The sequence below is a fragment of the Ruegeria sp. CDSC081 genome (assembly GCF_059610485.1).
Genome location: NZ_JBXWNS010000004.1, coordinates 367,221 through 386,547, shown reverse-complemented (window position 1 = coordinate 386,547; position 19,327 = coordinate 367,221). Strand labels below are relative to the sequence as shown.

The 19,327-nt window shown below is 57.1% G+C and carries 19 protein-coding genes; 14 read left to right on the top strand and 5 right to left on the bottom strand.

Annotated features, from left to right (window positions below; all coding sequences use genetic code 11):
- Positions 1-36 precede the first annotated feature (36 nt).
- Genes AC2FH9_RS09690 through dusB form a run of 3 tightly spaced genes read right to left on the bottom strand, consistent with a single transcriptional unit; the run spans position 37 to position 3,494 of the window.
- The gene (locus tag AC2FH9_RS09690) at positions 37-1,404 is read right to left on the bottom strand and encodes a response regulator (RefSeq protein WP_281994544.1); all 1,368 of its coding nucleotides are present in this window, start codon (positions 1,402-1,404) and stop codon (positions 37-39) included.
- A 42-nt stretch (positions 1,405-1,446) separates the two neighbouring features.
- On the bottom strand, positions 1,447-2,514 hold the full coding sequence (locus AC2FH9_RS09685; RefSeq protein WP_496871340.1) for a two-component system sensor histidine kinase NtrB: 1,068 nt from the start codon (positions 2,512-2,514) through the stop codon (positions 1,447-1,449).
- Positions 2,511-3,494, bottom strand: coding sequence for a tRNA dihydrouridine synthase DusB (gene dusB, locus AC2FH9_RS09680; protein WP_496871339.1), 984 nt, complete (start codon positions 3,492-3,494; stop codon positions 2,511-2,513). Before dusB ends, AC2FH9_RS09685 begins: the two co-directional genes overlap by 4 nt.
- Positions 3,495-3,678: 184 nt before the next feature.
- Here dusB and AC2FH9_RS09675 point away from each other — a divergent pair, with 184 nt between their 5' ends.
- The 6 genes from AC2FH9_RS09675 to AC2FH9_RS09650 all read left to right on the top strand — a co-directional run bounded on the left by AC2FH9_RS09675 (position 3,679) and on the right by AC2FH9_RS09650 (position 9,632).
- On the top strand, positions 3,679-4,809 hold the full coding sequence (locus AC2FH9_RS09675; RefSeq protein ID WP_496871337.1) for a bifunctional 2-C-methyl-D-erythritol 4-phosphate cytidylyltransferase/2-C-methyl-D-erythritol 2,4-cyclodiphosphate synthase: 1,131 nt from the start codon (positions 3,679-3,681) through the stop codon (positions 4,807-4,809).
- Positions 4,806-5,303: a phosphatidylglycerophosphatase A family protein gene (locus tag AC2FH9_RS09670; RefSeq protein WP_496700462.1), complete on the top strand. Its 498-nt coding sequence runs from the start codon at positions 4,806-4,808 to the stop codon at positions 5,301-5,303. Before AC2FH9_RS09675 ends, AC2FH9_RS09670 begins: the two co-directional genes overlap by 4 nt.
- Entirely contained in the window at positions 5,300-5,779 is a 480-nt protein-coding gene (locus AC2FH9_RS09665) for a CinA family protein (RefSeq protein WP_496871335.1), read from the top strand. The genes AC2FH9_RS09670 and AC2FH9_RS09665 overlap by 4 nt, the downstream gene beginning before the upstream one ends.
- A gap of 148 nt (positions 5,780-5,927) precedes the next feature.
- Positions 5,928-7,109: an ammonium transporter gene (locus AC2FH9_RS09660; RefSeq protein ID WP_496871334.1), complete on the top strand. Its 1,182-nt coding sequence runs from the start codon at positions 5,928-5,930 to the stop codon at positions 7,107-7,109.
- A gap of 127 nt (positions 7,110-7,236) precedes the next feature.
- Complete coding sequence (locus AC2FH9_RS09655; RefSeq protein ID WP_496871332.1) at positions 7,237-7,917, top strand: orotate phosphoribosyltransferase; 681 nt, start codon at positions 7,237-7,239, stop codon at positions 7,915-7,917.
- Positions 7,918-8,141: 224 nt separating this feature from the next.
- Positions 8,142-9,632, top strand: a complete 1,491-nt coding sequence (locus AC2FH9_RS09650) for a replicative DNA helicase (RefSeq protein WP_142633499.1) — start codon at positions 8,142-8,144, stop codon at positions 9,630-9,632.
- A 3-nt stretch (positions 9,633-9,635) separates the two neighbouring features.
- Here the strand turns inward: AC2FH9_RS09650 and AC2FH9_RS09645 are convergent, their stop codons facing one another.
- Entirely contained in the window at positions 9,636-10,178 is a 543-nt protein-coding gene (locus AC2FH9_RS09645; RefSeq protein WP_496871331.1) for a GNAT family N-acetyltransferase, read from the bottom strand.
- A gap of 232 nt (positions 10,179-10,410) precedes the next feature.
- Between AC2FH9_RS09645 and alr the strand changes: the two genes are divergently transcribed.
- Genes alr through AC2FH9_RS09630 form a run of 3 tightly spaced genes read left to right on the top strand, consistent with a single transcriptional unit; the run spans position 10,411 to position 12,967 of the window.
- A complete protein-coding gene (gene alr, locus AC2FH9_RS09640; RefSeq protein WP_496871330.1) occupies positions 10,411-11,445 on the top strand; it encodes an alanine racemase in 1,035 nt (344 codons plus the stop codon).
- On the top strand, positions 11,442-12,224 hold the full coding sequence (locus tag AC2FH9_RS09635) for an MlaE family ABC transporter permease (RefSeq protein WP_142633494.1): 783 nt from the start codon (positions 11,442-11,444) through the stop codon (positions 12,222-12,224). Before alr ends, AC2FH9_RS09635 begins: the two co-directional genes overlap by 4 nt.
- Complete coding sequence (locus tag AC2FH9_RS09630; RefSeq protein ID WP_282021912.1) at positions 12,221-12,967, top strand: ABC transporter ATP-binding protein; 747 nt, start codon at positions 12,221-12,223, stop codon at positions 12,965-12,967. The genes AC2FH9_RS09635 and AC2FH9_RS09630 overlap by 4 nt, the downstream gene beginning before the upstream one ends.
- On the opposite strand, the gene AC2FH9_RS09625 is transcribed toward AC2FH9_RS09630, so the two are convergent.
- Complete coding sequence (locus AC2FH9_RS09625) at positions 12,964-13,374, bottom strand: hypothetical protein (RefSeq protein WP_281994537.1); 411 nt, start codon at positions 13,372-13,374, stop codon at positions 12,964-12,966. The two genes, AC2FH9_RS09630 and AC2FH9_RS09625, sit on opposite strands and share 4 nt — an antisense overlap.
- A gap of 119 nt (positions 13,375-13,493) precedes the next feature.
- Between AC2FH9_RS09625 and AC2FH9_RS09620 the strand changes: the two genes are divergently transcribed.
- From AC2FH9_RS09620 to purF, 5 genes are all read left to right on the top strand, one after another.
- The gene (locus tag AC2FH9_RS09620; protein ID WP_142633488.1) at positions 13,494-13,946 is read left to right on the top strand and encodes a paraquat-inducible protein A; all 453 of its coding nucleotides are present in this window, start codon (positions 13,494-13,496) and stop codon (positions 13,944-13,946) included.
- Between the two features lie 148 nt (positions 13,947-14,094).
- Positions 14,095-14,874, top strand: coding sequence for a DNA repair protein (locus AC2FH9_RS09615; RefSeq protein WP_496706043.1), 780 nt, complete (start codon positions 14,095-14,097; stop codon positions 14,872-14,874).
- Positions 14,875-14,995: 121 nt separating this feature from the next.
- Positions 14,996-16,357, top strand: a complete 1,362-nt coding sequence (radA, locus tag AC2FH9_RS09610; protein ID WP_142633484.1) for a DNA repair protein RadA — start codon at positions 14,996-14,998, stop codon at positions 16,355-16,357.
- Positions 16,358-16,398: 41 nt separating this feature from the next.
- Entirely contained in the window at positions 16,399-17,004 is a 606-nt protein-coding gene (locus AC2FH9_RS09605; protein WP_142633482.1) for a CvpA family protein, read from the top strand.
- A gap of 616 nt (positions 17,005-17,620) precedes the next feature.
- Positions 17,621-19,144 (top strand): amidophosphoribosyltransferase, encoded by a 1,524-nt coding sequence (gene purF, locus AC2FH9_RS09600; RefSeq protein WP_281994533.1) that lies wholly within the window; start codon positions 17,621-17,623, stop codon positions 19,142-19,144.
- Positions 19,145-19,327: the final 183 nt, after the last annotated feature.

The following is a 19,327-nucleotide window of genomic DNA, read 5'->3' as shown; positions in this document are numbered from 1 at the left end:
GGTCGAAACCCGGATGCCACGCTTTGTGTGGCGATATTACATCAGTTTGCGCCGCCGTGTCACCTGAATATCGAGCTCTGTTATCTTTTTGCGCAGCGTATTCCGGTTAATCCCTAGAAGATCAGCACATTTTGCCTGATTTCCCCCGGTCGCATCCAGGGCCAGTTCAATCAAAGGCGCCTCAACCTCACGCAAAATACGCTGATATAGACCCGGAGGTGGCAACATATTTCCATGTAGATCGAAATAGCGGCGCAGGTGGCGTTCGACCGAAGCCGAGAGCTTTTCGCGTTCTCCATTGCCCAGCACCGGCTCGGCTTCGGGTTGGCTGCCCAGCACCGACTCGACCTCGGTTTTGGAGATTTCATCGGCGCGGCTGGTCAAGCTCAAACGACGGACCGCATTTTCAAGCTGCCGTACATTTCCGGGCCAGGAATAGCGCCGTACCAGCTCGACCGCATCCGGACTGAACCAGCGTTTCGCGCCATGTTCGCGTTCTTCACGCGCCAGGAAATGATCCGCAAGCAAGGTGATATCATCGACCCTTTCGCGAAGGGCCGGAACATGCACTGTCGCACCGCAAAGGCGATAATACAGGTCTTGCCGGACGCGCCCGTTCTCCATGGCTTCGGTCAGGTCCGATTGGCTCGTAGCCATGAACCGAGGAACATGATCGCCTGGAGTGTCCATCATCCGAACGAGACGCGCCTGCAATTCGTCATCAATATCCGCGATCTCGTCGATAAGCAGCGTACCGCCCCGCACCCGTGCCATGACGCGCGCCGGGCCTTCAAGATCCCGCAGGTCGGCGGCAGTGGCCGTTACAAATGGCAGCGTCCTGCGATCGGAAAAATCATGTATCGCTTTGGCGATCAACGACTTGCCCGTTCCACTCTCGCCCGAAATCATGACCGACAGATCGGTATTCATCACCCGCGCCACCAAGCGATACAGCGCCTGCATCACTGGTGTCCGCCCCACCAGAGGCAGCTCTTCCGGACGCTCTTGGGACGTGTTACCGGCATCTGACGGCGTGCGCTGTTTCTGTTCCAGCGCGCGCGCGGTACGCTTCATCAAATCCGGCAGGTCGAAGGGTTTCGGCAGATAGTCATAAGCTTCCGCCTCGGCTGCCTGGATCGCCGTCATGATCGTGTTTTGCGCCGAAATCACGATGACCGGTAATCCCGGTCGGTCCTGTGCGATTTTTGGCAACATCTCGAGCCCATTGCCATCCGGCATAACTACATCGGATATGACCACGTCGCCTTTGCCCTCGGCCACCCAACGCATCAAAGTGGTCAACGACGAGGTTGCATGCACCTTACACCCAGCGCGTGTCAGGGCCTGTGTCAGAACGGTCCGAATTGTGCGGTCGTCATCTGCAACCAGTACTGTTCCATCCATCAGGTGCTTTCCTTATTCTTGCTCTTTCCGGCGATTTATTGACTATTTCGCGTCACGCGGCGCGCGCCTCAGAGAGATGCGAAATTCCGTTCGTCCCGGAACCGACTCGGCCGAAATCCAGCCGTCGTGGTCCGAAATGATCTTGCTGACCAGCGCCAGCCCCAGGCCGGTGCCGTTTTCCTTGCCCGACACAAACGGGTCGAATATCTCGCCCCGAATCTTCTCCGGCAGACCGGGGCCGTCATCGGTCACTTCGATTTGCAGTGGCAGAGAATGACCTGACCCGTCGCTGCGTCGCAGGCGGAAAGAATGTTCAAAATACGTCCTTAAACGTATGGTTCCCCCTTTAGGGTCAGCGGCTTCCGAGGCATTCTTTAACAAATTCAAGATGACCTGCAGAAACTGATCCGGGTCGCCATAAGCAAGTGGCAACGAAGGGTCGTAATCCTCGATGATCGTCATATGGGCACCGAAACCCAACAGGGCCGACCGCCGTGCCCGATCCAGCACGTCATGTATGTTGACCGGTTTGAAATCGGGCTCAGAGAGATTTCCGAATTGTTCAACCTGCTCCAACAGTTTTACGATACGGCGACTCTCTTCGACAATAAGATCTGTTAATTCAAGGTCTTGCTGCGAGATATTCATGCTGAGAAGCTGCGCCGCGCCGGTAATTCCTGCCAAAGGGTTCTTAATTTCATGCGCAAGCATCTCGGCCATGCCGATCGCCGATTGCGCAGCAGATTTCACCGTGTTTCCACGGGTCATACGCCCAGCAAGTTCACGCGGCGTGATGATCATGATCATTGACCCCGGATGTCCGACAAGCGGCGCGATCTGAAGCGCACATTGCAACGGCGCGCGACTGCCTGATCCCACATCCACATCGTTCACAAATAGTGGCGTACCTTGCTGACGCGCTCTCAGAAACGCTTCTTCTAACGGAGCGTCCACGGCAATCTGATCCCAGACGGGATGCCCGATCACGGATTTGCGCGAAGCATTCAGGAACCCTTCACCGGCGGAGTTTATGTCTGCGATCCGGTCACCTGCATCTATGACAAAGGCAGGAACGGGTAGCGAGGTCCAGATGCTGTGATCCGAGGTCATGCCGCCACCTCTGCATCACTGCCAAGTGCAACACTCAGCAGGTGCATCACCTCATCCGTGTTGCGCGATGTCAGCACTGCCCGGCGCAACGGGGCCGGTGTTCCAGCCTCATCCATATACCAGCCGAGATGCTTGCGAGCGACGCGCAGGCCCAGATCCAAACCATAAAACCCCAGCATGGCCTGATAATGGGCACGAACCATGTCGGTCAGATCACTACCAGTGGGAATGATTGGCGCCTCTGCCCCGTATAGCTCATGCCCCATCTGCGCCAGAAGCCACGGTTTACCCTGCGCCCCGCGCCCAACCATAACCCCATCGGCGGCGGACTGATCCAGCGCTATGCGTGCAGCGCCAGAATCAACAATGTCACCATTCGCAATCACCGGAATCGAGACCGCTTCTTTGACCGCCCGGATTGCGCTCCAATCGGCATGCCCTTTGTAGAACTGGCAACGTGTGCGACCGTGGATCGTTACCATTTGTATTCCCGCATCCTGCGCCCGCCTTGCCACATCGGGCGCGTTCAGCAATTTGTCATCCCATCCCAGCCGGGTTTTCAGCGTCACGGGCACGTCCACGGCGCTGACAACGGCGTCGATCAATGTCAGCGCGTGGTCAGGCGTCTTCAGTAGGGCCGAGCCCGAATATCCATTTGTCACCTTCTTGGCCGGGCAGCCCATATTGATATCAATCACGCGCGCACCCCGATCAGCGACCTGGCGGGCCGCCTCGGCCATCCAATACGCCTCGCGTCCAGCAAGCTGGACAGCAGTGTTTTCCACATCCGCAGACAGCTCGGCCCGTTCGCGCACACCGGGTTTGGCCTGCACCATTTCCTGGCTAGCCACCATTTCGCTGACCACCATACCGGCACCAAAGCGCGTCACCAGATCGCGAAACGGACGATCAGTGATTCCGGCCATGGGCGCCAGAAGTACGGGCGGGTTCAAATCTTTGTCGGCAAGTCGCAGAGTCAACGTGCTTAATCCTTGAGCAGTTGCAGCTTTGATATCGAATTGAGTGCATATGAACAACAAAACCGCCATGAACAAGCATGCAAAATCATCGTTTGCCTATTTTTTAAGCAGATGAAACCGAGTGATTGCCTCTGCTTTCACCGCACCCTAAACATTGCCCTTAACTCGTCGGAGAGCACGACACATGACGACCGCAGCTATCATTGTCGCCGCAGGACGCGGTCAACGCGCCGGAGGCGGCACACCAAAACAGTGGCGCCATCTGGCAGGTCGTCGGGTTGCCGACTGGACCATCGACCGATTCCGCGGGCAAGTCGATCACATCGTCCTTGTGCTGTCGAAGGAGGATGCCCCCGCCTGGGAAGAATTTGAAAGCGCCGGTCTGATCCTCGCTGAAGGCGGGTCAGACAGAGCAGGATCAGTGCGCAGCGGGTTGTCGGCGTTGAACGGGATGAATGTGACCCGCGTCTTGATCCACGATGTCGCACGTCCTTGTGTCAGCACCGAGATCATTGATGCCGTTCTGGCCGCTCTGGACAATTTCCCCGGTGCAGCACCTGGCCTTGCGGTGACGGACGCCTTGTGGACAGCAAGCGACACTATGGTCACAGGCACTCAGGATCGATCCGGGTTGCATGCAGCGCAAACCCCGCAAGGCTTTCACTATGACGCAATCGTCGCTGCTCACACCGCGCATCCCGGAGGTTCCGCGGATGACGTGGAAGTCGCGCGCGCCGCCGGGCTGGACGTCTGCATCGTGCCGGGCGATACGGACAACCTGAAAATCACCCGACCCGAGGATTTTGCCAGGGCGGAACGCATATTGGGAACGGATATGGATGTAAGGCTGGGGAACGGCTACGACGTGCATCGTTTTGGTGACGGGGATCACGTAATCCTGTGCGGTATCAAAGTTCCGCATAACCGATCGCTTCAGGGGCATTCTGATGCGGATGTCGGTATGCACGCAGTCACCGATGCGATTTACGGAGCATTGGCACAAGGGGATATCGGACAGCACTTTCCGCCCTCAGATCCCCAATGGAAAGGCGCGGCAAGCGAAATTTTCCTGCGCCACGCGGTCGAGTTGGCCGGGCAGATGGGATATCGTATCTCGAATGTCGACTGCACGCTGGTCTGCGAATACCCCAAGGTCGGGCCTCACGCCGCGGCCATGCGGGCAGAGATGGCGAAGATCATGGAATTGCGCCAGGATCAGATTTCGGTCAAGGCCACAACCTCCGAGCGTTTGGGTTTTACCGGGCGTGGTGAAGGAATTGCTTCTATTGCAACAGCTTGTTTGGTGATATCATGACCGTTGCACAACTGATTGGCACTGTTTGTGGCGTCGGATATCTGCGACCCGCCCCAGGCACCTGGGGGTCTTTGGTTGCCCTGCCCTTGGTATGGGTTCTGCATACTCTGGGCGGCTTCCCCTTACTGGCGGTCGCGACAGTCGCGGTGTTTTTCGGCGGTCTGTGGGCCACGCGGGTGATGACCGCCGGGCAAGAAGACCACGACCCTTCCGAGATTGTGATTGACGAGGTCGCAGGTCAGTTCCTCGCGCTTTGGGCGATATCCTATCCCAGTTGGGCCCACGGGATCGACATTACGGCGCTGTGGCCAGGCTGGGTAACTGGGTTTGTACTGTTCCGCCTGTTCGACATCCTGAAACCTGGCCCCGTGGGTTGGGCCGACCGGCGCGGTGATCCGATGGGCGTTATGCTGGACGATGTGATTGCCGGGGTATTCGCTGCCATAGGCATCGTGTTGGCCGCCGGGTTCAGCCACGGAGTTCTGGGGTTGTGACCGTTTCCGACCTGCTAGAAAGCGCCAAAGCGAAAGGGGTGATGATCACCACCGCCGAAAGCTGCACTGGCGGGATGGTCGCTGCGGCTCTGACCGACATCCCCGGCAGCTCTGCGGTCGTTGAGCGCGGTTTTGTGACCTACACAAATACTGCCAAACAGCAAATGTTGGGTGTCCGCAAGGAATCATTGGATGCCCATGGCGCGGTTTCTGAACAGGTCGCGCGCGAAATGGCCGAGGGTGCCTTGCGGAATTCACAGGCGCAACTGGCAGTGTCGGTTACCGGCATTGCAGGCCCGGGCGGGTCCGAGTTCAAACCCGAAGGCCGGGTATGTTTTGGTGTAGCCGGTGACGGCATGCCACCCATGACAGAAACCGTCGAATTCGGCGCATTGGGCCGCGATCGGGTGCGTCGCGCCGCGCGGGATCACGCGCTGGCACTGCTGTCAAAGGCGCTTTTCAGCACTGCCCAATAATCGGGCATGCTCGACAATTTGACGCCCAATTAATCAACTCTTCAAAAAAGGCCCCTGAAATAGGCTGCTCTTTTGGGCTCTGCCTCTTTTTTCCCCAGTCGCAATCCGCTTCAAGCCCCGCCACGCATTCTGAAAAGGAGAGTGGCTGATGAATGGAGCCGATACCGCCTGGATCATAGTAGCAACCGCACTGGTCCTGTTCATGACACTTCCGGGCCTGGCCCTCTTCTATGGCGGCCTTGTACGCGCCCGCAACGTGCTAAGCGTGTTCATGCACTGCTTTAGCATCGCCTGCTTGATGAGCATTCTCTGGCTGGTCGCAGGATATTCCATCGCCTTCGGCCCCGGTGAAAGCGGGATTTGGGGCGGGTTGGACAAGGCCTTTCTGAATGGTGTTGATGCCGACAGCCTGGCCGGCACCCTGCCCGAAATTCTGTTCTTTGCCTTCCAAATGACCTTTGCCATTATCACCCCCGCCCTGATCGTTGGCGCCTATGTCGAGCGGGTTGGCTTTGGCTTTGTTCTGACCTTCTCTGCCCTGTGGATGCTGCTGTGTTATGCGCCCGTGGTCCATTGGATATGGGGCGGCGGAATACTGAGCGATGGCGGCATTTTTGGCGAGATTGGTGTGCGAGATTTCGCCGGTGGCATCGTGGTGCATGAAACGGCAGGTCTGGCCGCATTGATCATTGCCGTTGTACTCGGCCCGCGCCGCAATCGCACGACGCCTCCGCATAATCCGGGCTATGTCATGATCGGCGCCGCAATGCTGTGGGTCGGCTGGTTTGGGTTCAACGGCGGCTCGCAACTGGCGGCAGATGGTGGTGCGGCGATGGCGATGACCGTGACGCATCTTTCGGCGGCCACTGCATCCCTGACCTGGGCCTTGTGGGAGAAAATTCGCTTTGGCAAAGCCTCGATGGTGGGTCTTGTGACCGGAACCATCGCCGGTCTCGCTTCGATTACCCCAGCATCGGGTTTCGTCGGCCCGGTTCAGGCGCTGATCATCGGCGGCGTCGCAGGTATCCTGTGTCAGGAAGCGGTCTATGTCATGCGCAACATTTTGAAAATCGACGACACGCTGGACGTGTTTGCGGTGCATGGCGTTGGCGGCATCTTTGGCACGATCATGATCGCCTTGTTCGGTCTGGGAACCTGGACCGCGCAGCTTGGCGGGCTGGCAATCGTGGGCGTCTTTACCGCTGTGGTGACCTTTGTGTTGATCAAGCTGGTCTCAGCCGTCACGCCGCTGCGTGTGGATGCCGAGACCGAGACCAATGGCCTTGACCTGTCGGTCCACGGCGAACGCGCCTATGACATGAGCAGCTAAGCGCATCACATTGTGCAAGCTGACAGCGGGCCTCATTCGGGCTCGCTTTTCTTTTGCCTGCCCTCTCGACTCTGACGGCAGCAGCAGGCTATCAGCCCCGAAGGTTTTTCAGCTCAGAGGTCCCGCCATGATCCCCAATTCCTTTCCCGACAGCACCGAAATCGCCCGTCTGACCGCGCGGATGCTACTGGAGATCAAGGCCGTTCACTTCAATTCGCGCGAGCCGTTCACATTGGCCAGCGGCCTGCCCAGCCCGACCTATATCGATTGTCGCAAGCTGATCTCTTACCCGCGAATCCGGTCGACCCTGATGGATTTCCTGACCGTCACAGTGATGCGGGATGCGGGTTTTGAGGCGTTTGACAATATCGCTGGCGGCGAAACTGCAGGCATTCCCTTTGCTGCGATGGTCGCCGAACGGATGGCCCTGCCGATGACCTATGTACGTAAAAAGCCCAAAGGCTATGGCCGCAACGCCCGGATCGAAGGCGCGATGAACGAGGGCGAGCGCGTGTTGCTGGTCGAGGATCTGACCACCGATGGCGGATCCAAGCTGTCCTTCGTCGATGCGATCCGCGAAACCGGCGCGACCTGCGGGCATACGGCGGTGATCTTCTATTATGGCATCTTTCCTGAAACCGAGAAAACTCTGGGTGATCATGGGGTCAAGCTGCATTCTCTGTGCACCTGGTGGGATGTTCTGGCCGAGGCCAAAGCGCAGAAAGCCTTTGATACGGAAACACTTGACGGTGTCGAAGCCTTCCTGAACGACCCGCGCGGCTGGCAAGAGGCCAATAAAACTTCCTAAACCTGTGTGGATGGATTGGGGATAAGCGCCAAAGAATCGGCTGAGCATATACGATATCTGGTGACTTTTCCCCGCTTTCCTACATAATAGGCCAAGCACACCACAGCGTCCAATCTGTCTGGAAAGTTATCCCTAGGCCTTACCCCCAGTTAGCCACAGGTATTTCCAGATAGCTTGCAATGGCGTTTCGCGTATAGAACCTCGGGACGGGCAGCGGGGACAAAATGAACGAGATAAGCAGCATCGAGCAGGCAGCGGCACAGATCCAAAACGCCGATACCATGCCGCATTCTATTGAGGCTGAACAACAGCTTCTGGGTGCGATCCTGACCAATAATGATCTGTATGACCGGGTCGCCTCGATCATCGGGGCCGAGCATTTCTATGATCCGGTCCATGCGCGTATTTACGAGGTCGCCGCGACCCGTATCGCCAAGAACGCGCTGGCCTCGCCCGTCACGCTGAAATCTTTCATGGCCGAGGATGAAGGCCTGAAGGAACTGGGCGGTCCGGCCTATCTGGTCAAGCTGGCCGGGGCCTCGATCAGCGCCTTTGCGGTGCATGACTATGCCCAGATGATCTATGATCTTGCCATCCGGCGCGAGTTGATCCGTCTTGGCCGCGATATCTCGGACAAGGCGGCGCGGGTCGATGTGGCGAGCGAGCCCAAGGAACAGATCGTTGAGGCTGAACAGCAGTTGTATCAGCTGTCTGAACAAGGCCAGACCGAACAGGGGTTTCAATCCTTCCTCAAGGCGGTCACCGAGGCTGTCAACGTCACCAACGAGGCCTATCAACGCGGTGGTGGAATGGCCGGGATTTCCACCGGTCTGACCGATTTGGACAAGCAGTTGGGTGGCTTGCACCCGTCCGACCTGATCATTCTGGCCGGGCGTCCGTCGATGGGGAAAACCTCATTGGCGACAAACGTGGCGTTCAACGTGGCCAAAGCGTACAAGCGCGGGCTGAAACCCGACGGCACCGAAGGCGCGATTGACGGCGGCGTTGTCGGGTTCTTCTCATTGGAAATGAGCGCCGAGCAGTTGGCGGGCCGGGTTCTGGCCGAAGCCTCGGAAATCTCGAGCCACAAGATCCGCCAGGGTGACATGACCGAGGGTGAGTTTCGCCGCTTTGTTGATGCGGCCAAGGAACTGGAAGCCTGCCCGCTGTTCATTGACGACACCCCGGCACTACCGATTTCACAGCTCGCCGCGCGTGCACGGCGGTTGAAGCGGACTCACGGTCTGGACCTGCTGGTGATCGATTATCTGCAGCTGTGTCGCGGCATGGCCGAAAACCGCGTCAACGAAATCGCTGAGATTTCGATGGGCATGAAAGCCATTGCCAAGGAACTGAACATCCCGGTCATCGCATTGTCTCAGCTGTCACGTCAGGTTGAAAACCGCGACGACAAGCGCCCGCAGCTGTCTGACCTGCGGGAATCGGGCTCGATCGAACAGGATGCTGACGTGGTGATGTTCGTGTTCCGCGAGGAATACTACAAAGAACGTGAAAAGCCCGGCGATCATGAGTTGGAGAAGATGGAAGAGTGGAAGCAGGCCATGGAACGCCTGCACGCCAAGGCCGAAGTAATCGTTGGCAAACAGCGCCACGGCCCCATCGGTACGGTCGAGCTGTCCTTCGAAGCACAGTTCACCCGCTTCGGGAACCTCGTCAAACCCTGGCAGCAGGACGGTCAGATCGAAGGCTACTGACCGTCACCAAAGGTCAGGTCGGTCAAACGCGCTGACACAGCGTGACGGCCCCACTATCGGATCAGCATGTGAACCAGACAGAGATTGCCCTAGCCATCCGATCGGCTGGCTAAGCGGCATTGGCGGCTGCGCGAATGCCTCAGAAATGGGCAGGAAACCGGTTTTGCCGTAATATGACGGATCTCCGTAGGTTATTGCAAAATCGACGCCTTGGGCCCGCAGTTGGTCCAGACCAAAGGTGATCAGCTTCTGCCCGACCCCACCCTGTTGCCGATCCGTCCGCACGGCCACGGGCGACATCAGAAACACCGGTCGCGGATCCTGATCAAAGGTCAGGCGCGAGAACATGATACATCCCAGAAGATCGCCCCCATCAGTCGCAACACATCCCTTTAGATCCTGATCGGGCTCGGTTTTCAGCAATTCCCTGATCAAAGATTGAATGGCCCGTCCTTCCTCGGCCCCCTCTGAAGCAGAGAACACATCATAAAAGAAATCAGGCAACCTACTGCTCTGGTTTTTGTACCCAAACGAGAGTTCAATCATGTTTTCATCCCAACAGGCCCCCTTGGGCATTAGTGAACGATCACCTTGACCCGATCATGGTTGACCACGATGTGCGCACAATAGAGATTTGGCGCCCTCAGATGTTCAATACGCAGATTTACGCTGTTTCAACCCGCTTCCCGGCCTCAAGGTGCCGTTATGCGCAACGTACAGGTCAATTATCGCTGCGACCCCCCTTGACCTGACGCGATCCAATGTCATGAACAGACGCATGAGTACTGCACGCTTAACGATCAATCTTTATACGCTGGCCAGCAACTGGCAGGCGCTTGATGCAAAGACTTCCTGTGAAACGGGTGCCGTGGTCAAGGCCGACGCCTATGGCCTGGGCGCTGGTCCTGTCTCTGCCGCACTTGCTGAAGAAGGTGTCAGAAATTTCTTTGTCGCGGCCGCCGAAGAAGGCGCTGCCGTGCGCGAGGCTGTCGGGCCCGACGCAACGATCAGTGTTTTTTCCGGACATATGGAAGGCGACAGCGACCTTCTGCGCCAACACAATTTGACGCCTTTGCTGAATTCGTCCGAACAGTTCCGCCGCCATCGTCAAACCTTGTCTGAACACGCCTTTGGAATCCAGTTGGATACCGGCATGAATCGCTTGGGGATTGAGCCTGCGGACTGGGCCGCGTTGCGCACAGAGATCGAGCCGCTTAACCCCTCGCTGGTGATGTCGCATCTCGCCTGTGCGGATGAACCTGACAACCCGATGAATCGCCACCAACTGCGGGTGTTCCAGGAATTGACTGATGGAAGTGCGGCCCCCAGATCGCTTGCGGCCACCGGCGGTATCCTTCTGGGCAGCGATTATCACTTCGACCTTTGCCGTCCCGGTATCGGGATGTATGGCGGACAACCCTTTGCCGATGCGAAACCCGTCGTCACCGTCGACCTTCCGGTCATTCAGGTGCGCGAGGTCGAGCCCGGCGAAAGCGTGGGATACGGCAATAGCTGGGTCGCGCGGCGCAAATCCCGTATCGCCACGGTTGCGGCCGGGTATGCGGACGGGCTTCACCGCGCTATCGGAGGCGGCATTGATGCCTTTGTGGCGGACAGGCCCTGCCCTGTCGTTGGCCGGATCTCAATGGATCTGATCACCATCGACGTAACGGATCTGCCCGAGGATCCGGAACGCCTGCGTATTCTCAACGGCCACCAGACAGTGGATGATCTGGCCGAGGCCGCCGGCACCATCGGGTATGAAATTCTGACATCTCTAGGCGCGCGCTACTCTCGGGGCTATATCGAATGAACCCTCTTTCAATGCTGGGCGGGTTGGGACGTACAGCCCTGTCTTTGCTTGCAAATTTCGGCAAGGTCGCTCTGTTCTTTGTAGACGCGATTTCACATATTTTCCGCCCCCCCTATTATCCGCGCGAATTTGCGGTCGCTCTGATGAATATCGGTTGGATGTCCCTGCCGGTGGTTGGCCTGACGGCGATATTTACCGGCGGTGCATTGGCGCTTCAGATCTATGCAGGTGGTGCGCGTTTCAATGCCGAAGCTGTGGTGCCACAAATCGTAGCGATCGGCATGGTGCGCGAGCTTGGGCCTGTTCTAGGTGGTCTGATGATTGCAGCGCGGGTCACATCGTCCATCGCTGCGGAAATTGCGACCATGAAAGTGACCGAGCAGATCGACGCGCTGGTAACTTTGTCCACGCATCCGATGAAGTACCTCACCGCTCCACGGGTGCTGGCCGCCGTTATTACCGTGCCGATTCTTGTTGCTGTTGGCGATGTGATCGGCATTGCGGGCGGATATATCGTGGCGACCCAAAGCCTGGGCTTCAACGCCGCGGCCTACCTGCAAAACACCATGAATTTCCTCGAATTTCATGACATCGTCTCCTCGCTTACCAAGGGCGCGGCCTTTGGCCTGATCACTGCGACCATGGGCTGTTACTACGGCATGAACTCGGGCCGGGGCGCGCAGGGCGTAGGCGCTGCGACCAAATCTTCGGTCGAGGCTGCCGCAATCATGATTCTGGCTGCAAACTTCGTTCTGACAGGGGTGTTCTTCTCGATATGATCCGGATGGAGAATGTACATAAAGCCTTTGGGTCCAATCAGGTCCTCAAAGGCGTCAATATCGAGATCCCCAAGGGCACCTCGATGGTCATCATCGGCGGATCGGGCACCGGCAAATCGGTGGCACTGAAATGCGTTCTTGGCCTGATCAAACCCGATAGCGGCACGGTCTATGTAGACGGTAAAGACGCCACCAAAGGCGACCGCGATGCCTTTCTGGCCCGGTTCGGAATGCTGTTTCAGGGCGGAGCGCTGTTCGACTCGCTGCCCGTCTGGCAAAACGTCGCCTTCCGCCTGCTGCGCGGCTCGCTCAAACGTCCCGTGGACGAGGCGCGCGAGATCGCCATCGAGAAACTGCGCCGCGTGGGTCTGAAAGCGGATGTGGCCGATCGTTTCCCGGCCGAACTGTCGGGCGGTATGCAAAAACGCGTAGGCCTGGCCCGCGCCATCGCCGCCGAGCCCGAGATCATTTTCTTCGATGAGCCCACCACCGGCCTTGATCCCATCATGTCCGGTGTCATCAACGACCTGATCCGCGAGATCGTTACCGAAATGGGCGCCACCGCGATGACCATCACCCACGACATGAGCTCGGTCCGCGCGATTGCCGACAACGTCGCCATGCTGCACGGAGGCGTGATCCAATGGACCGGCCCCGTCGGGCAGATGGACGCCTCGGGCGATCCCTATGTGGAACAGTTCATCAGCGGTAGTGCTGAGGGGCCGATAGAGGCGGTGCGTTAGACAGGCGCACCTTTCCTTTCTTGTTTCAAGTTCTCGTAGGCTTCTTTTACATAATCTAGCCGCAGCAAGTATTTCCCACGCGGGACCACAAAATCTGGCGTCTGAATCCGGGCAAGCGCCAATGTTTGACCCAGATGAGTTCCCGAAAACAGAACGTAATTGGGGTCTTGCCCTGAAAATCGATTGTAAATTTTTCCACCGAACCAACGCGCCCTGCGTTGCGCCTGCAGCGCTTCCTGGAGGCGAAAATGCATTACGCCAAACAACTGTTCGCGATCAAATGGCATAATGTCTGCAGCGACACTTCCCGCTGAAAGAACCCCCGCGAGGCCAACAGTTATAGCCTCGCTGACCCCCTTCTGGGTTGGGGACGGGCCTTCGACAATTTTTATAACAGGTTCAGCCATATAAATTTTTTTCGTAAACAAAGTGATGTGTATCAATAGCGTTTCGGATATCGGTATAGGCACAATACAGACTGAGGTTAAATATTCACCTCATCGAAAAGTTCCGAAGAGTATCTATAATGACCCTCCGCCTCGTCACCCTCTCTCTGCTGATCCTCTACCCCATCGCGTGGTTCGCTCCGCTGATGCGCGCGGGGTTTCTGCCCATCTTCGGCCTCAGCGAAATCAGCGTCATCACCGGGCTCCAGTCCCTTTGGAAGTCCGATATCTTCCTCGCGCTGATCGTCACCGTCTTCGCCCTTTTTGCCCCCTATCTGAAAACCATCGGCACCGCCCTGATCCAATGGGACCTGCTGGATGCGCGCGTTCAACCTGCGCTGAACATCCTCGGCAAGCTGGCGATGGCCGACATTTTCCTGATCGCGCTCTATATCACTCTGGCCAAGGGCATCTCTTACGCGACCATCGAAACCGCCTGGGGGCTTTACCTGTTTACGGCCTGTATTCTGGCCTCAATTGGCTTGGGTATTATTACCGAGATGACATCCAGATCACGAAATCATCAGACCTAATTGATTGAAAACACTTATCTGAGTATCATCTTAATATTTCGAGCAGCCAGTTTCTTGTAGTGATCGGTCCGTAGCGGATCAAAAATTATGTTCAACCTTTGTCCGCTTCGGCCCGATATGTATCGGTTTGAGAAGGAGATCGTCGAACATGACCGCACTCCACACGTTAACATTACAGTTTCAAAACGCATTTTTACGACTGACATTTTTTCTGATTTGTTCCGCGGCTTTTCTGGCCGTCGCAACCACTATGCTATCCGCCCTGGGCGTGCTGCCATGGCTTTCCATGCAAGCCGGACTGGCGAGCGGTACCATCATAGACGCCGGGATCTATGTTCAGATTGGCCTGACCGCTCTGATCCTGATGCTGGCCTTCTACCTTCCTGCGAATGCCCGGATGATGGCCCTGGAAAACGCGCACCGTAAATTTGCGCTGAACATGCACGACATCGCCCATGCCTATCAGCTGGCCCATGCGCAGGACCGCAGCGGGGCATTTATCCTGTCGTCCGAATTTGATGCGGTCAAAGAGCGGATGGCCTTCCTGCGCCAACATCCCAACCTACAATCGCTCGAACCAGAGATTCTGGAGTTGGCCGCGCAAATGAGCCAGATCAGCCAAGAATTGGCCGAAACTTACGGGGATACCCGCATCGCCCGTGCCCGCACATTCCTGCAGCAACGCCAGGAAGAGATCGAACTGTTTCAGCAACGGCTGGAAGAGGCACAAACCATTCAGCACGAGCTGCGCCAGTGGACCCATGATGTTGAAATCGAGGAATCCATTGCTCGTTCTCAGCTAACCCGTCTGCGCGACGAACTTTTCGAACTGTTGCCGGAATTGTCGGCGCAACTGCAGCAGCCCAAGGACGGTGCATCGAAGCCGTCGAGCGTCATAGCTATGTCGCCACCTCGCGCCGCTGAATAGGCGCGACGGCGCCCGCTTTGGACAATGGCCCAAACGGGCCTGAGGATATGGCGCGCTACCGGCGGAGATGAAGGCCCACGAGGGCTTGAAGAACCGCCATTCCTCGGGCACCAAGGGCGCCATGGCAAAGACAACTTTTTCATGCTCGGCCTGCGGTGCCACTCATTCACGGTGGTCCGGGCGCTGTGACGGCTGCGGTGAATGGAATTCCATCACGCAAGACGTACCCCTTTCGGCTGGCCCGGCCAAAAAATCCCTCGGTGGTAAGCGCGGCCAGTCTATCACACTCACGGACCTGTCGACCGAGGAAACGCCCCCACCCCGCACACTCTGCGGGGTTGAGGAGTTGGATCGCGTGCTGGGAGGCGGTCTCGTCCCCGCCTCGGCCTTGCTGGTAGGTGGGGATCCGGGCATCGGCAAATCCACCCTTTTGCTGCAGGCCGCGGCCCGGTTCTCGCGTGCGGGTGTGAAAACCATTTACGTCTCGGGCGAGGAAGCCAGCGCGCAGGTTAGGATGCGCGCGCGCCGGTTAGGGCTTGAAGATGCGCCTGTGCAACTGGCCGCCGAAACCAACCTGCGTAACATCCTCACCACGTTGGAAGCCGAGAAACCCGGTCTCGCAATCATCGACTCAATTCAAACCATGTGGGCCGACAACGTCGACAGCGCACCGGGTTCAGTGTCACAAGTCCGCGCCGCAGCACATGAATTGACCACGTTTGCGAAACGACACGGAGTTTCAATCATCATGGTTGGCCATGTCACCAAAGATGGTCAGATCGCTGGCCCCCGCGTGGTTGAACACATGGTCGATACCGTTCTTTATTTCGAAGGCGAACGCGGGCATCAGTTCCGCATTCTGCGCGCGGTCAAAAACCGGTTTGGTCCAGCCGATGAGATTGGCGTGTTCGAGATGACAGGCAAGGGTCTGGCACAAGTCACAAACCCGTCGGCCCTGTTTCTATCTGAACGCGGCAAGCCCAGCCCCGGATCGGCCGTATTTGCTGGTATCGAAGGGACACGGCCGGTTCTGGTTGAGCTTCAGGCGCTGGTTGCCCCATCCCCCCACTCTCAGCCTCGCCGAACCGTCGTCGGATGGGATAGCGGACGGCTGGCAATGATCCTTGCCGTGCTCGAAGCCCGCTGCGGCATCCCCTTTGCCGGGCTCGATGTCTATCTCAACGTCGCAGGCGGGCTTAAAATCACCGAGCCAGCCGCGGACCTTGCCGTTGCTGCCGCGCTACTCAGCGCGCGCGAGGACACAGCCCTGCCAACGGACACCGTCGTTTTCGGAGAAATCTCGTTGTCCGGGGCACTTAGACCGGCCCCTCAGACAGAAAACAGGTTGAAAGAAGCCCAAAAACTTGGTTTCACATCCGCCATAGCTCCGGCAGGCGGGAAAACCGGTACTGTGGCAGGTCTGACACTCACCCGGCCCTCTGATTTGGTAGGGTTTGTTGGCGAAACCTTCGGAGCAGGTTAAGGTAACGCCTTGAGGGGCAGAAAAAATTACGGGCGAGGGCCATGGAAGGTTTTACAATAATTGACGGGGTAGTTGCCCTGATCATCGTTATATCGGGTCTGCTGGCCTATTCCCGTGGCCTGTTGCGGGAAATTCTCGCGATCGCGGGATGGGTTGCAGCGGCAGTTTTGGCATTCATTTTCGCACCACAGGCCGTTCCACTGGTCAAAGAAATCCCCGTTGTCGGAGATTTCCTGCGCGACAGTTGTGAATTGTCGGTTATCACCGGGTTCGCTGGCGTGTTTGCCATTGCCCTGATCGTGGTTAGTATATTTACCCCACTGTTCTCATCTCTTGTGCAACGGTCTGCACTGGGCGGCTTGGATCAGGCACTTGGGTTTTTCTTTGGAATCGCGCGCGGCATCCTTTTGGTGGCGATTGCCTTCTTCGTCTATGACACAGTCATGACGGGCCAATCCTACACCATCGTCGATGAAAGCCGGTCAGCCAAAGTGTTCGAACAATTCAGCGACAAAATCGAAGAGCAAAACCCCGAAGCCGCGCTGGGGTGGGTAACATCCCAATATGAAGAACTGGTAGCCAGCTGTGGTGAAAGCGCCGATCCATCCGACGCACCTGCCGCCCCTGAAGCACCTGCAGCGGAATAAAGCAAAAGCCCGGTCAAAGCCGGGCTTTTTCAATTCGACTTAGACAAACCCTTCTCCGGCGCAAACGGTGCATCTGATGTTTTTCAGCCCAAAGCACCCCTCGCAACGGGACATGACGGGCTTGCCAAAAATGTCCCGACTTTTGATCACTTCACCTGCGCCTCCGCAAATCTGACAGGGTGCGCGCCCCATTCCACGGCATCGGTGGCACCGGCGTTTTACCGGTTCTTGCTTTTTCTGACCTTGATTGTTTTGCCACATGTCTGAAATCCGCTTGGCTTGAAGAAACTATTGTTTCGGATTGTTTCCTCTATGACAGCACAAGCTGCGAAATCTGTCACCTTTTGTTCGGCCATTGTGGCAAATTCCACCTGCGTCAAATCGCAAATGTGATCCTTTGATGACACAGCCTCCGTAAGGCTTTATGTGAAGTCCGAACTGACATGGAATCGGAGCTGCCGATCTTGCTGTATCTGTTTTCTTTCGCGCCTGCCGCTTGCGACCAGGGCGCGTCTGCATCCCAAGATCTATGGGAAGTATCAGGCAAAGACACCGCCATGCTGATGTTCCGAACACCGCCACAACTTAAATCGTCATAGTAATTTGGAGCCCGTACATGTGTGGGATTTTGGGGATCGCAAGCAGAACACATGATGTGTTTGCGGAAATCTATGACGGGCTTCTGATGCTACAGCACCGGGGTCAGGATGCATCGGGTATCGTCACGTATACCGGAGAGTTCTTCCGCGAAAAGAAGGCAAACGGGCTGGTCAAGGACGTGTTTAACGCTCAGGACGCCGATACCCTGCTTGGAAAGGTCGGCATTGGCCATGTGCGCTATCCGACCGCCGGGTCGCTCAGTGCGGCCGAGGCGCAGCCGTTCTTCGTGAATGCCCCGTATGGCATCTACCTGGTTCATAACGGCAATATCACCAACACTGCCGCACAGCGTGAGAAGGTCACTGGAAAATACAGCCGCCACCTGCGCACAACGTCAGATTCGGAAATTCTGCTGAACGTTCTGGCGGACAAGGTCGCTGACGCAATCAAGGTCAATGGCAACGCCGAGCCCATTCGCAATATCTTTGCCGGTGTGAAGATGACGATGGAACGGGTACAGGGCGCCTATTCGGTGATCTGCCTGATTGCAGGTGTCGGAATGCTGGCCTTCCGCGACCCGCACGGAATTCGCCCGCTCTCGGTGGCCATCCGCGAAACCGAAAGCGGTGGCGACGACTTTGCGTTTGCCTCGGAAGATGTGGCCTTTGGCATCAACGGCTTCAACAAGATGCGCGACCTGCGCCCTGGTGAAGCGATCCTGATCGACCTGGACGGCAACATGCACGAATTCCAGGCGGTCGAAGGCAAGCTGACACCCTGTATCTTTGAATATGTCTATCTCGCGCGTCCGGATTCTCTGTTGGACGGCGTCTCTGTCTATAAAACGCAGATGCGTATGGGGCAGACGCTGGCCAAACAGATCCAGGAATCAGGGCTTGAGATTGATCGGATCATCCCGGTCCCAGACAGCGCCCGCCCCGTCGCGCTTGAGGCGGCCAAGATCACCGGCATCCCCTATCGCGAAGGACTGGTAAAGAACCGCTATGTCGGACGAACGTTCATCATGCCCGGTCAGGCCGAACGTCAGAAATCCGTGCGCCGCAAACTGAATGCGGTTCCGCTGGAGTTTGACGGCCACAATGTTCTGTTGATCGACGATTCCATCGTCCGCGGGAACACGATCAAGAAGATTGTGCAAATGTGCCGCGAGGCTGGAGCCAAGAAGGTCTACATTGCCAGCGCCTCACCGCCGGTGAAATACCCCAATGTCTATGGCATCGACATGCCCACCAAACATGAGCTCATTGCCCATGGCAAAGAGGTCGAAGAAATCCGGCAAGAGCTGGGTGCAGACGCCCTGATCTATCAGCATCTGGACGATCTGATCTGGGCCGCCAAGGAAGGAAATCCAGAAATCGAAGCGTTCGACTGTTCGTGTTTTGACGGAAAATACATCACCGGAAGCGTCAGCAAAGACTATCTAGATACGCTCGAGAGCAGTTCACGCGTTAGTAAGAAACGTGAAGACATGCAGGTGCCCGGCGGATCCTGGAACGCGGCCAAGCTGGCTTCGGGATAAGTTCCCGGCGAATCAGTAGCTCTCTGCCCGGTTCAAGCCGGGCGGTTTCCGACCTGCATCGGTGTAAATTCGCTTAGTTTCCGCGCACAACTTTTTGGCGAAGGAAATGCAATCGCAATGGGTTCACCGACTGCCTTTTGAAAGTGACGGAACGGACAATTCACCGGACCTTTTGTTCCCTTG